Origin of the sequence: Streptomyces sp. NBC_00386, from assembly GCF_036063235.1 — a bacterium.
In the GTDB taxonomy this organism is placed as follows: domain Bacteria; phylum Actinomycetota; class Actinomycetes; order Streptomycetales; family Streptomycetaceae; genus Streptomyces.
On sequence record NZ_CP107950.1, the window covers coordinates 4,455,842 to 4,468,718 of the forward strand.

Here is a 12,877-nt window from a genome sequence, read left to right on the forward strand (position 1 = left end):
AGTCGTCTCCTGGATCGTTAGACGGCGTCGGGGTCCCAGACTTCTGCGGCGGTGACCTCGCTGAGGTCAAGGCCGCTCCAATCCCCGTGTTCCTCGCTCTCCTCGGACGGGGCGGGCAAGACGGTCAGTGGCAGGTGGTTGTTCACGGGGGCTTCGCCGCGCTGCATATCGCGGTTCTGTGCTGCACCTCGGTGTTGGTCGCGTGTCAGGCGTTTGCGACTGCCCGGCGCCCAGGTTTCGGGGGCGTCTGTGCGGTTTTGGAGTTCCGCGAGCGCTTGGGCCACTGCTTCCTGGTCCTCGGAAGCGTGGCCCCGCAGGGTGATGAGCCGCTTGGCTTCACGGAGCGTGATGTCGGTGAACGGTTGGTGCTCGGCGAGGGCATGGGTCCAGCGCAGGACGTTCCATGAGCCGTCGGCGGGGTCGAGGAAGTAGGCGTGCAGCAGGTTGCGAGGGTCATGGCGGATGGGCCACAGACCGTCGGGGTATGGCGCTTTGGCCTTGCGATAGCGGTAGAGGATGTCAGCGTTGTATGTCAGGTGGTTCAGTTCGATGCCGTAGGGGTGGATGACCCGTCTGGCGATCGGCAACAGCTCGAAGTACACGTTGGCTTCGCGGGGGCAGTCCACGTAGCCGGCGGAGCCGAGCGCCATGCTGTACGCCTCGTTCGGGGAGACCCGTAGTTCTGGGAAGCCGTGAAGGGTGAGCCCGCGGTGGTGTCTGCGCTGGTAGACGGCGATGACGTATTCGGCGAAGAATTCGGCTAGTTCGTCAATGGTCCATCGGGCCTGTTCTTCGGCAGTGCGACCTCGGTGGGCGACGTTGAAGCCCTTGTATCCGGCGACATGCTCGGTGAATTGTTCGCGGACGGTCTTGAAGAGTCGTTCCACATGCGGTTTGTCGGTTGGTTTGAGCTTGCACGCATCCTGCAGGTCGATCTTCCAGCGGGCACTCGCGCGCTGGACAACGTCGGACTTGTAGGGCTTGCCGTGGTCATACAGCAACGTCTCGGGATAGATGACTGGCCGGGCAGCGGCTTCAGCTAGGCGCTCGTCCACAGTGAGCAGCCGGTCGTACGGCAGACGGAGCATCTGGTAGCGCAGGGCGTCCTTCCATGCGGGACGCATCATTTCGGGGGTCATCACATCGGCTAGGAGCAGGCCGATGTCGATGGCTTTGGTCCCTTCGGGAGTGAGCCGCCAGGCAAGGATGGAGCGGGTGGCCACGTCGAGGGCAACGGTGAGTTCCACACGAATCGTGGTCTCGGTGCCGGGGTCGTAGGCGAGGACGTCCAGTGGGGTGGTGTCGAGCATGACGACTTCGCCGGGCCGGGTGGCGATGACGTTGCCGAAGGTCCGGTCTGGCTGGTTGGCGGCTGAGGCCCGTTGGAATGCGGGGGCGGAAGGGCTGATGTCCAGCAGATGGCCGACTGCCCCGCGGAAGGCGTCCCGCTTGGGGAGCGGGACGGTGCCGGGACCGTGTTCAGCGTCCAGACGGTTCTGGGTGCGGCGGTAGAAGCGGTTGCCCACGGTCGCGGAGCTGTCCGCGCGCTCGGCGGCGGCTTGGTCGCGGATGGCTTGGATCACGCGCGGGTCGAGATTTCTCAGCGGGTTGCGTACGCGGGTCTTGCGTTTGTCCACAAGACCCCAGAGTCCGTGTTCCGCTCGTTGTGCCCACAGTTTCCACAGCCATCGTTCCGTGATGCCCAGCTCTTCGGCCTTCGCCTTGAAGCGGATGTGCTGCGGGGTGGCCGGGTCGTACTGGTGGCGGGGTTCGCCTGGTGCAGCGCTGAGAGGATCACCGGAGCGGTGGCCTGTCATGGCTTCCAGCAGGTGAGCCTCCAGCTTCAGCGCTGCGTCTTTCACGGCATCGTCCAGGCCTGCCAGGATCCCGGCCGGGTCGAGGACGCCGTCGAAGTCCACGGCTGTTGCGGGCGGCGGCTCGACGGCTGTCCGGAAGGTCGTATCCGCCAGTAGCACGGAGAGCATGACCGTCTGCGTTCGGCCGTTTTCTGAGCGCAGGCGCACGACGGCGCCGTTGAGCCCGGCAACCTGATGCCGTTCCTCCTCGAATTCGATCCAGTCCGTGACCGCAAGCCGGTGGCTGCTCATCCGTCGCTCCAGACGTCGGCGGTCTGCACGTGGGTGTGGTCCTGTAAGGCAAGCGACTGGTCGAAGACGAGCTGGTGGTGCCACATCAGGTGGTAGACCACGGCACGGGCCAGCTCGGGCACGGCTTGGAAGCTCACTAGCTCGCCGATGGGCAGGGGGGTTTGGGCGAGCTGCAACAGGGGATCGGTCAGGCCTTTGCCAGCTCGCAGCGGACGGCGGTATCCGGCAAGCCAGGAGACGGTGGCCCAGCGCAGTGGATCAGGCTCGCCCACCATGGCGTAACCCCAACCGATCTGCTGGCACAAGCGAGCCGTCCGCCGTGCCTGCAGTGCGACTGCGGGCACCGCCATGCGGTTGTCGTCTTTCACGTCCAACAGCAGCGCCGATCCGTCGCGGCGGCGGACAAAGAGGTCTGGGGTGTGTTCCCAGGAGCCTTCGGCATCCCGGGCTTCGATGGTGAAGGGCTGGGCGCTGAAGGCCGCCACGTCGGGGTCGAAATCGAGCAGCTTCATCCACTTCGACTCCAGGTAGGACTCGTAACCCATCATGAGACCGGTGGTGGCCGACCAGTAGTGGCCAGGGGTGTGGCGCTGCCCCGCGTAGGAGGGGATGTCGCGGATAGGTAGCGCGTCCTCGAACAAAACGGATGCGGCGTGATCGGCGGAAACGAGGCGTTCGATGCCCGCGGGTTCGAGATAGTGGATGTAGGCCAGCCCCGGGGCTATCCGGACCGAGCGCAGGATGCGAGGCCTCGCTGCGTTCACGTACTTCCTCTCCAAGCCAGGCGGGCCGTCCCCCAGGCGCTCAGAGCGTCGGCAGCCGGTGCGGGTAGTCGGGTTTCAAAGCGTCTCCAGCCCTCGCGTATCGATGCGCTGCTTGTTCCGTCCTCCCACCCCAGTGCGTACGCGGGTGCTTCGCGGACATCGCCGCTGGTGAAGTGCTCCCAGACCCACGCAGCGGCGTGCCGCTGGCGCTGCCAGGTCACATCGCGGCCCAGCGGGTGAAAGATGGGTGTGAGGTCGATGCGGGGGATCTCTCGCAGGTCGGCGAGCGCATCCCGACGTTCGGCGTAGTCCACAAATCCTCGCCCCTGTATCCGCTCTGCTGCCGTACGTGCCGCTCTCCAGAAGGCGTCGGGGTCTGCGATCCGCTGGACGAGGGTGTTGGAGGCCCGAGCGGCCTTTTGAGGGTCCATGCCGATTGCAGCTGCGGCCGCTGCCCAGCTGCTGGCCCCGCTCAGGCGGGCGAGTGCAAGCGCAGCCAAACGGCGCCCGGACACTTCGGCGGTGCCAGGCAGGTGGGCAGCGATCAGTTCCCGGTAATCATCCAGATCGGCCAGGTGCGGAATGTGCTGGGATCGGAGAACAGAATTTCCGGTGGTAGTCAGGGCTCCTGCGATACGCGAAGGGCGCGGGGCGACGGCTGCCTTCATGAGGTCGATGACAGCGGGGCAGGGCAGGTGCCGCAACGGATCGGTTCCGCGCAGGGAACGGCGGTGTGTGGTCAGGCGCCGGACCCACGGGGCTAGCCGATGGGCCCCCTCGTCCACGCTGGGTCCATTCAGTAACCGGTCCACGAGGGCAAGCACGGCCAGAGTCTGAGCGGCAGTGGCAGGCATCGCTCCCAGCTGACTGCCACCGCCCCCGCGCGGCCGGGTCGCGCGCCGCTGCCGCTCCCGGTCGAACGCTTCGGCCGCAAAGCCAGGCAGGATTTTGACTTCCTCACCGGTGGCTGCGAGGCGGGCCATGGCGGTCAGATAGCGCAGAGCCGCGAACCAGTCGGCGCCACAGACCAGCTCGCCTGCAATATGGGCTGGCGAGCCGTGAGCAATGGCCAGCACACGGTGCTGAAGGTCCACCAAGTCTTCGGGAACAGCCTTGGTGGGGATGGCGGCGAGTAGCTGCCGGCACAGGCCCGCGCGGCCCTTAGGGCCGTCCGGTGGCCGGTTGGCGCATTCGCCAGCCTCGGGCAGCGGCGGCCGGGTCAGCAGCCCACGAGCGGCACGCTCACTCCCGCGCCTCAGCCGCACCCTGCACCGGGGGCACACATCGATCAGCAGGCACCGGTGGACGGGACAGACCGCGGCGACGCCCAGACGCCACCACAGTGGCCACACCGGACTCTTTTCGAGACAGGACGGGCAGGCCCTGCTCCAGGTCGTCATCATCCATTCGCGGGCTGCCACAGCCGTTAGCGACCCCTCCCTGGCTAAGTCCAGGCCGGTGAGGTCCAGTGCCGTCTTGCCGTAGCGGGCGAGTTGCATCTGCAGTAGGTCACGAGCCGGCAGCCCGGTGGCCTGCCGAAGGCCAGCCAAGCTGTTCGGCGTGAGCGTGACGCCGAAGAACACGGGATGGGTGGAAGAGGACCCTGTGCGGCACTCCAGCCCCAGAGCGAGGGCAGCCTGGCCGGGTGGCACATCCAGCTTGCCCGCGACGCGGTCTAGCCAGGAAGCGAATGCCTCCCCTGCGACCGGTCGGGGGACCACAGGCAGGCGGCGCACCCGGGGAACGGCGACAAGGGCGGGCGGTACTACACGACCGTGCGCTCCAGCCGTCGCCTGCTGTCGTACGTGCATCGAGCCAGCCTTGTGCTCTGCGACATCCCCGGCCTGAGCCGCGGATCGTCAACCCTCACCCCGGACCTGTCGTGCGGATCACGCCTCGTATCGGGCCCAGCAAGGCACTGCGGCCCAGGCTGGTCTGATCCAAACGACAGGCCTTACTCCTCTTCGTCCAGCTCGCTTCCCGGCGGGAACTGGGAAAGCTGGCCGGCCACCTCGATCAGCCGATAGCGACGCTGGCTGCGTTTGCCTGCGGCTGAGCGCAGAACAAAACTCTCAAGTGCCACATCGACCTCTTGATCGAGGTGAGCTTTGACCGTATTGACCAGAGATTCGTCCACGAAGCCGTGGATCTCTGCACCAGCCTGAGTTTCGAAGTAGAAAATCTGCCTGCGGGTGCGGAGGCCGTCGAGTCGGCCTTGGAGCCGGATGATCTCGCGTTCTTCACGGACGATGTCGAGCCGCTCACGAAGTGACTGGGCTTGACCTGCGGAAATACTAGAGACGATGCGCTCGCCCGTCCCACGCTGCACAGCCAGGCTGATGTCCAGGTTCGGGTTCGGCAGCTTAAAGATCAAGTCGGCCACGGCACGGCGCACGACGGGGGAAGCGCTGAAGAGCGAATCCATCGAGGCCTCGTCCTCAGGGCCCTCCGGCAGTGCTCGAACCAACTCCACCGCACCGATCTCAGCCCAGGAGACACCACCCGGAGGCTGCAGTTCCCCTTTGTCCCTATCGACCGAGTGAGCGTGGGGCTGCAGATCGACGATGACGGATCCAGGGGCAGAGGCGGCCACGTCAAGGCGCGCCAGTTCCAGATCCAAGGGCAGCAGTTTGGCCACGTCGGCGAGGCGGGCGCGGCGAGCTTTGGCCAACCGCGCGACAGCACGCTGCACGCGTTGCAGGAAATCTCCTACCTCGTGGGCGGAGATCAGACCGCTGACAGAGGAGTCGGCAAGCCGAAAGTTGAGACCTGGGCCAGCGGCCGCCTCCTGGAGGCCAAGCCCACTGAACTTCATGGCTGATGCTTGAAGGCCAGCCCGAGCAAGCCGGGAGAGAGGATCGCTTCCCTCGGCCGTCTGGAGGGCGCGGACATATTTGTCGCGAAGCTCGTTGCTCACCAGCTCACCTCCAGATATCCCTTGACCGCTCCAGGAATGGGTTCCCCGTCAGGGCCCTTCACCTTCGACCATGTTCCGTCCCAATAGTCCTCCTGCTCGACAACTCCCGCGACGATGGCGAAGCTGTCAATTAGACCGCCCATGGGCTGAACGCGACTAGCCGCAAGCAGGGGGCTCCCCACCTGCACACCCTGGAGAGTGAACAACGGGATCAGTCGTTCGTGATCTTTGCCAGTCAGAGGAAGCATCGGGTCGATGAGAACAGCCAGGTCGAGGTCGTCCGGGGGCTCCGCCTTGTAGGTGCAAAAGCCGCCATCCACCCAGAAGGTTCCTCGTTCAAGAATGTCGCTCATCATGTCCGCATAGAGCTGGAAGGCGCGGAAGATGCGCCTGCGGCGGTCAGAATGCGGCGCCTGCTCCACGAAGATCTCTTCGATCTCAGCCATCGTCGCAGCATGACGACCCGGCGGCAGGAGGCCACCGTCGGTGAGCGCTGGAATCACGGTCCCCCTCTCACGCCGAGGTAAGCCGACAGCCCCTCAGCCCTGGCCGATCACCATAGCCGTCACGCAAGCGCACATAAATAGGAACGTACGTGCCAGGTGGGATGCGTTAGCCAAGGCGATACCTGCCGCTGGATAGAGCGATGGCTGCAAGTGAATCCGCTCTGCCGCCGGTCGCGGCAACTTGGTGAGCGACTGTGTCCGGCTCGCGTTGGCAGGAAAGGCCACGGGATGGGGAACCGACGGAATGCGCCGGTCAACGCTGTGCCGGAACTCCCAGGTCGCCGAGAAGTCCCTCCGACATCGACGTGCTGGCCCGCTTCGGCCGCGCGCTCGCCGACCCGATCCGCTGCCGGATCCTGCTCGCCCTGCGCGAGGCCCCGGTTACCCCGCCGTTCTCGCCGACACGCTCGATATCTCCCGCACTCGGCTGTCCAACTATCTGGCCTGCCTGCGCGACTGCGGCCTGGTCGTCACCGCTCCGAACGGGCGCCGCACCCGCTACGAGCTCGCCGACGAACGCCTCGGCCACGCCTTGGAGCATCTGCTCGCCGCGGTGGTCGCGGTCGAGTCCGACAAGACCTGCCCAGATGCCGCCACCGAAGGCTGCTGCTGATGACCGCGCTATCCCTCGCCCGTCCCCAGCCCGCCGCAACGTGCTCGCCAGACGCATACGGCTGCTCGTCGCTGGGACGATCACCTACAACGTCATCGAGGCCGTCGTCGCAATCACCGCCGACACCCCGGCCATGAGGCGAGCCTACGCAGTCCTCCTCCCGAGTCCGTCCACAAAGGCCGCGAGCCGTGCCAGCGCCTCCGTGAGGCGGTCCGGCGGGACCGTGTACGAGATGCGGACGTGGTGCGGGGCCGCGAAGTCGGCGCCCGGGACGACCGCGACGTTGGCCTCCGTGAGGAGCAGTTCCGCGAAGTCCGCGGCGGAGGTGATGGTGCGGCCCGCCAGCGTGCGGCCGTAAGTCCCGGAGACGTCGGCAAGGAGGAAGAAGGCGCCCTCCGGATTGCCGTCGACCTCGATGCCGGGAATGTCGGCGAGGGCCTTGATGGTGGTCCGGCGGCGCTCGTCCAGCTCCAGTCGCCGGCGTTCCAGCTCGGTGGTGAGGTCTGCGGTCAGGGCGCCGTGGGCTGCCTTCTGGGAGATGGAGGACGGGGCGGAGGCGGTGTGGCTCTGGATTGCCGTGATGGCTTGGGCCACGGGGGTGGGGGCGGCGATCCAGCCGATGCGCCAGCCGGTCATGGCGAAGGTCTTGGAGACGCCGCCGACGGTGAGGGTGCGCTGTGCGGCCTCGGGGCTGAGGGCGGCGACGGAGACGTGTTCGGCGGCGCCGAAGACCCAGTGGTCGCAGATCTCGTCGCTGATGATCGCCAGGTCGTGGTCGATGGCGACCTGGACGAGGGCAGCCAGTTCGGTCCGGTCGTAGACGACGCCGGAAGGGTTGGCCGGGTTGTTGAGCAGCATGACTCGGGTTCGGTCGGTGACCGCGGCTCGCAGCTGGTCCGCGGTCACCTTCAGTCCTGCGCCGGGGGTGGGCTGCACGGGGACCAGGGTGCCTCCGGCCAAGGCGGCGAGATGGGGGTAGCTGACCCAGTAGGGGGCCGGGATGAGGATCTTGTCGCCAGGTTCGACCAGGGTGGTGAAGGCGTAGTGGAGGGCCTGCTTGGCGCCTGCCGTGATGACCACCTGCCCCGGCTCGTACGTCGTTCCGTGCCGGTTGAGGAACTCCGCAGCCGCCGCGCGCAGTTCAGGGATGCCCGCGGCGGGGGTGTAGCGGGTGAAGTCGGCGGCGACGGCATCGAGGGCGGCCTGGCTCGCGGGTTCGACGGTCGGGAAGGCCGGCTCGCCGCTCGTGAGGTTGATGACGTCCACCCCCTGGGCGATCAGCGCCTTCGCCTGGGCGTCCAGGGCGGCGGTCGCGGACGGCGGGACCTGCGCGGCCCGTCGGGCCAGGCGGACGTGGCTGATCGCTTCGGGGGTGGGCGTTGCAGTGCTCACGGCGTTCCTCGGGGTGGGGTTCGGTGCGGGTGCGACGGGGTTCAGATGCGTGCGCCGTGGAGGGTGATTGCAGAGTTCTGGACGCGGCGGAACTTGTCGGAGCGGCTTGCGGGATCGCTGACTTCAGCGCATCCGTCGCAGAAGCGGACGCCGGCAACGAACGCGTCGTTGCGGGCTCGGCGGAACTTGCGGATGGAGCGGCGAATGGACGGCATGACATCCTCGATTCATAGATGAGTGTCTATGGCTTGAGGATGACAGAACGCATAGATGCTCGTCAATGGGTTTGGCGTTGTGTCCCGACTCTCGGGCGGATCTGGACGGAGGGGGCTCCGATCGGCCAGATTGGGCGCATGATCGAGCCTGCGCCTGCTGGGACATCCGCACCCTGCTGCCCTGAACCCATGACCGCTGCCGAAGCGGCCGACCTGGCAGCCGCGTTCAAGGCGCTGGCGGATCCGGTACGGCTGAGGATCGCCAGCATTGTGGCCTGCTGTCCGGGCGGCGAGGTCCGCATGGGTGAGATCGCCGCAGAGTTCTCCGTCTCGGGGCCGACCATCAGCCATCACTTGCGGAAGCTTCGGGAGGCCGGGGTGCTGTCCTCCGAACGGAGGGCGAACGAGGTGTACTACCAGGTGCGTTCCGACCGGCTGGACGCACTGATCGGTCAGCTCTCCATGATGAAGGCGATGGTCGGGCAGGAATCCTGCGCCGTCCCCGCCTGACCGGCGGGGAGTTGATGTGCACCCTCACCCCCGAACACGGCTGCGGCCCGCCCCGGAGCAGGGGGCGGGCCGTTGCCGTCTGTTGCGTTGGCGCTCAGGCCAGGTGGATCAGAGCCACATCGGGGCGGTGTAGCCGAGGATGACCGCACCGGTGAAGAGGATGCTGACGACCAGGGCCACGACGCGCCAGCGGGCGATGAGGAGCATGCCGCTGATGGCGCCGACGCTGGTGCCCGCGCCGGTCATCAGGAAGGCGAGCGCCGGGCCGGGGCCCATGCCGCCCTTCATCAGGGTGGCGACGAGCGGCAGCGAGCCGTCGGAGTTCAGGTAGACCGGGATGCCGATGAGTGCGGAGAGCGGGACGGAGTACCAGTGGCCGCCGCCGAGGTAATCGGTCAGGTAGCGGGTCGGGATCGAGTTGATGATCAGGAAGCCCAGGGTTGCGAAGCCGAGGAAGTAGAGCGCGAGGCGCTTGCTGGTGACCTTGAGCTCGTTGCCGAACTCGTCGAGCTTCCACCGCTTGACCAGGCTGGTCTCGACCGGGGCGGGGGCCGGCGCCGGGGCGATGGGCCGGTTCAGCAGGGCCGTACGGGCCAGGCCGCCACCGCCGGAGCCGGCCGGGGCGCTGATGCCACCGCCGCCCGAGACGTCGTCGGCCTCGGCGTCGCCGCCGGTGCAGCAGCTTTCTTCGGCCTTCTTCTCGGCCTCGGTGGAGGTCAGGCGGGCCTGGCCCTCAAGCCAACCGGTCTTTTCGATGAGCCAGGTCACGAGACCGGCGAAGAGGCCGATGACGATCGCCGCCACGAAGAAGGTCATGGCGAAGCTGGTGCCGAACAGGCCCGTGGAATAGACGAGTTCCTCCGGGCTGGTCAGCGGTGAAGCAACCATGAAGGTGACGACTGGGGTCCAGGGGACGCTCGTGGCGAGGGCGCCGAGGACGACCGCGGTGGTTCCGCAGGAGCAGAACGGCGTCAGCGTGGCCAGGACGACCGCCCCGATGACTGCCCAGAGCGTCTTGCGCCGCAGCCAGGAGGAGAGCCGGTCCGCTCCGATGTACACCGGGATGGCCGAGGCCACGACCACACTGATCAGCAGGAAGGGCCAGTTCGCGGAGAGGGAGTGGCCAACGTCCGAGGCCGTGCGGCCCAGGACGTCAAGGACGGTGTCGAACACGGAGAGCTCCAACTCAACTCATAGACGGCTGTCGATGGGTTGAACTCTGCCCGAACTCATAGATGACTGTCAATGTGTTTGGGGAACAATCCATAGATGACCGTCGTTGAATCGGGTATGCCTACGCCCATCTCGGAGCTCTGCTGCTCCCCCGTGCTCGCCGGCCCGCTCACCCCGGAGGCCGCCGATGACCTCGCCGCCGCGCTGAAGGTCGTCGCGGATGCCACCCGGCTGCGGCTGCTCGGGCTGATCCGCACCCAGTCGGGAGGTGAGGCCTGCACCTGCGACCTCACCGAGCCCCTGGGACTGACCCAGCCGACCGTCACGCATCACCTCAAGGTGCTCTTCGAGGCCGGCTTCCTGGAGCGTGAGCGGCGCGGGCGTCAGACGTACTACCGGATCGCGCCGGGGAGCATGACCGTGCTGTGCCAGGCTCTGGACCCTTCGCCGGATCTTCTCCCCGCCTGACCCAACTCGCTTCAGCCAAGGGCTGGTTACCTGCGCGCCGCGCACAGGTGACCAGCCCTTTGGCATGTTCAGGCATGAGGGTGCCGGGCGCGCTTCATGCCAGCAGTGATCTCTTCCACACCCTGGGTGACCTCGGACAGACTCATGAACACCGGGAGGGCGACAAGCCCCCAGGACTACCGGAACCGGCCACCAGGCCGCCGGTCGCCAAAAAGCCACTGTCAATTCAAGGGGATAGCCATGTCTGTTTCACGTACCTCGATGAGCCTTGCCGCCGCCGTCCTGGTGTCCGTGATCGGACTCGGCTCCGCCTCCGCGCTGGGCTCCTCGCAGCTCGGCTCCCGGGCCGGCGCCGGCTGGGACACCATCCCCGCGACCCTGGCCACCGGCGCCGGCTGGGACACCGCCCCCAAGACCCTGGCCACCGGCGCCGGCTGGGACACCGCCCCCGTGACCCTGACCGGTGCCGGCTGGGACACCGCCCCGATCGACCCCTCCACCGACGGCGCGGGCTGGGACTGACCTCCTGCCCTCGCAGCCACGACCCGTTGACCCGGCTTGACACCCCAGAGCCACCATCCGAGGAGAAGAAGAGATGAGCACCACCCGCCACAGCGCCACCATTGAGGAGCCGGCTCCGGCGCTCGTGGTGCTGGAAAAGCCGACCACCGGTTGCTGCTCGGCCCCCGAGGCCACTGAGACGCCCGAGGCCTCCGGGCAGGAGGAATCCTCCTGCTGCGGCGCGACGGAGGAAGCCGCACCCGCGAAGGCCGAGGAGCCCTCCGGCTGCTGCGGCCCGGCCGCAGACCCCGAGCCGGAGCCGGTCGCGGCCGCCACCGGATGCTGCGGTCCTGCCAAGCCCGAGCCCGTCTCCTGCTGCGGCAGCACCGAGCAGGAGGACCCGGCCGACGTACGGACGGGCCTGTCGCTCGACGACGCGATCGCGGCCCTCGGCGGCAGCGTCCCGCAGGTCACCGACCCCGCGCCGTACGTCCTTCCGCACTGGCTCCGGGCCACCGAGGCCAGCCTCGAAGGCGCCAAGCCCTGGTACACCGTGGCCGACCGCGGCGAGGGCGAGCTCGCCTTCCTGCCCGGCTTCCTCTTCGACGCCGCCCCGATCGTGGACGCCGATCCGCGCACCTACCTGGGCTGGCAGCCCAAGGACGGCGCCGTGGCCTGCTGCTCGGCCACCGCCTGCTGCGACACCACCAACGACACCGTCGAGGTGCTCGGCGCGGACGCCTTCTTCCCGGCGCTGCTGCTCGGCTCCCCGCTCGGCTACCGCTCCGAGGCCTCCGCCTCGGTCGAGGATCCGCTGCTGGTCGCTGACTTGATCGACCGCATAGTTCCGGCTGCCACTGAGGCGGGCGTACGGTCGATCGTCGCCCCCTGGCTGCACGACAGCCCGCACAGCGAGGTCCTCGCGCTCGCCCTTCAGGCGTACGGCGGTGACATCGCCTTCCACGGCGAGAACAACCTTCTGGATCTCCAGCACGACAGCTACGACGCCTACCTGGCCTCGCTCCCGGCCCGCAAACGCCGCCGCGTGAAGGAAGACCGCGACCGGGCCGACGGCTCCGGCACCCGCATCGAGCGCAAGGACCGCGAGGAGCTGCGCCCGCTGGTCGGCCGGGTCTCCGAACTCATCACCCAGAACCGCCAGAAGTACGGCGGCGGCGAGGACGAGGCGCACATCGAGGCCCTGCTCAGTGCGCTCGTCGAGGGCGAGGCCGACGTCCGCGCGTACCTGGTCCACAAGGACGAGCAGGTCGTGGCCGTCTCGGTGACCGTCCGCCAGGGCAAGCGCCTGTTCGTGAAGTGGGCAGGCTTCGACTACGAGGCGCTCGGTGAGCGCAGCGGCATCTACTTCGAGATCGTCCTGGACCGCCCGCTGCGCGATGCGTACGCCGAAGGCGTCACATCCATCGAGGCCGGCCCGGGTGCGGACGAGGCCAAGCGACTGCGCGGCTTCAAGCCCCGCCAGATCCGCTCGGCGATCCTGGTCGCCGACACCGACCTGCGTGCCGAGGTCGCCAAGCTGCACGCTGCCTTCGGGCAGGCCCGCCGCGAGGCACTGGGCGCGACGACGGAAGAGGCGCCGACCACGACCATCGGCCGTTTGAAGGCCAAGCTGCTCGGCGGCAACGCCTACGAGCCGATCCAGCCCCTCCAGCCGGAGGGCGGCTGCTGCGGCTGACCCCTGATCCACAA

At 67.7% G+C, this 12,877-nt stretch carries 12 protein-coding genes and 2 pseudogenes; 6 read left to right on the plus strand and 8 right to left on the minus strand.

Annotated features, from left to right (window positions below; all coding sequences use genetic code 11):
* Positions 1 to 17 precede the first annotated feature (17 nt).
* The 5 genes from OG780_RS19585 to OG780_RS19605 all read right to left on the minus strand — a co-directional run bounded on the left by OG780_RS19585 (position 18) and on the right by OG780_RS19605 (position 6,292).
* A complete protein-coding gene (locus OG780_RS19585; protein ID WP_328449944.1) occupies positions 18 to 2,108 on the minus strand; it encodes a transposase in 2,091 nt (696 codons plus the stop codon).
* Positions 2,105 to 2,872 (minus strand): TnsA-like heteromeric transposase endonuclease subunit, encoded by a 768-nt coding sequence (locus tag OG780_RS19590; protein ID WP_328449946.1) that lies wholly within the window; start codon positions 2,870 to 2,872, stop codon positions 2,105 to 2,107. The genes OG780_RS19585 and OG780_RS19590 overlap by 4 nt, the downstream gene beginning before the upstream one ends.
* Entirely contained in the window at positions 2,869 to 4,683 is a 1,815-nt protein-coding gene (locus OG780_RS19595) for a TniQ family protein (protein WP_328449948.1), read from the minus strand. Before OG780_RS19595 ends, OG780_RS19590 begins: the two co-directional genes overlap by 4 nt.
* 143 nt (positions 4,684 to 4,826) lie before the next feature.
* Complete coding sequence (locus OG780_RS19600; RefSeq protein WP_328449950.1) at positions 4,827 to 5,789, minus strand: hypothetical protein; 963 nt, start codon at positions 5,787 to 5,789, stop codon at positions 4,827 to 4,829.
* Positions 5,786 to 6,292, minus strand: a complete 507-nt coding sequence (locus tag OG780_RS19605) for a DUF6932 family protein (RefSeq protein ID WP_443062179.1) — start codon at positions 6,290 to 6,292, stop codon at positions 5,786 to 5,788. The genes OG780_RS19600 and OG780_RS19605 overlap by 4 nt, the downstream gene beginning before the upstream one ends.
* A 302-nt stretch (positions 6,293 to 6,594) precedes the next feature.
* Between OG780_RS19605 and OG780_RS19610 the strand changes: the two are divergent.
* Both OG780_RS19610 and OG780_RS19615 read left to right on the plus strand, forming a co-directional pair.
* Positions 6,595 to 6,908 (plus strand): annotated as a pseudogene (locus OG780_RS19610) (ArsR/SmtB family transcription factor).
* Positions 6,908 to 7,053, plus strand: a pseudogene (locus OG780_RS19615) (cation transporter); the annotation flags it as partial. The pseudogenes OG780_RS19610 and OG780_RS19615, both read left to right, overlap by 1 nt.
* On the opposite strand, the gene OG780_RS19620 reads toward OG780_RS19615, so the two are convergent.
* A complete protein-coding gene (locus tag OG780_RS19620) occupies positions 7,053 to 8,300 on the minus strand; it encodes a pyridoxal phosphate-dependent aminotransferase (RefSeq protein ID WP_328449954.1) in 1,248 nt (415 codons plus the stop codon). The pseudogene OG780_RS19615 and the gene OG780_RS19620 overlap by 1 nt on opposite strands.
* Positions 8,301 to 8,341: 41 nt before the next feature.
* On the minus strand, positions 8,342 to 8,515 hold the full coding sequence (locus tag OG780_RS19625; protein ID WP_328449956.1) for a hypothetical protein: 174 nt from the start codon (positions 8,513 to 8,515) through the stop codon (positions 8,342 to 8,344).
* 189 nt (positions 8,516 to 8,704) lie between these two features.
* Here OG780_RS19625 and OG780_RS19630 point away from each other — a divergent pair, with 189 nt between their 5' ends.
* A complete protein-coding gene (locus tag OG780_RS19630; protein ID WP_328449958.1) occupies positions 8,705 to 9,025 on the plus strand; it encodes an ArsR/SmtB family transcription factor in 321 nt (106 codons plus the stop codon).
* A gap of 108 nt (positions 9,026 to 9,133) precedes the next feature.
* Here OG780_RS19630 and OG780_RS19635 read toward each other — a convergent pair whose 3' ends face one another.
* Positions 9,134 to 10,198 (minus strand): permease, encoded by a 1,065-nt coding sequence (locus OG780_RS19635; RefSeq protein ID WP_328449959.1) that lies wholly within the window; start codon positions 10,196 to 10,198, stop codon positions 9,134 to 9,136.
* A gap of 96 nt (positions 10,199 to 10,294) precedes the next feature.
* Here OG780_RS19635 and OG780_RS19640 point away from each other — a divergent pair, with 96 nt between their 5' ends.
* The 3 genes from OG780_RS19640 (at position 10,295) to OG780_RS19650 (ending at position 12,863) form a co-directional block, all read left to right on the plus strand.
* Entirely contained in the window at positions 10,295 to 10,666 is a 372-nt protein-coding gene (locus OG780_RS19640; protein WP_328449961.1) for an ArsR/SmtB family transcription factor, read from the plus strand.
* Between the two features lie 240 nt (positions 10,667 to 10,906).
* Positions 10,907 to 11,188, plus strand: coding sequence for a hypothetical protein (locus OG780_RS19645; RefSeq protein ID WP_328449963.1), 282 nt, complete (start codon positions 10,907 to 10,909; stop codon positions 11,186 to 11,188).
* Between the two features lie 73 nt (positions 11,189 to 11,261).
* Positions 11,262 to 12,863 carry a GNAT family N-acetyltransferase gene (locus OG780_RS19650; protein WP_328449965.1) on the plus strand — a complete coding sequence of 534 codons (1,602 nt, stop codon included), beginning with the start codon at positions 11,262 to 11,264 and terminating at the stop codon, positions 12,861 to 12,863.
* Positions 12,864 to 12,877 lie beyond the last annotated feature (14 nt).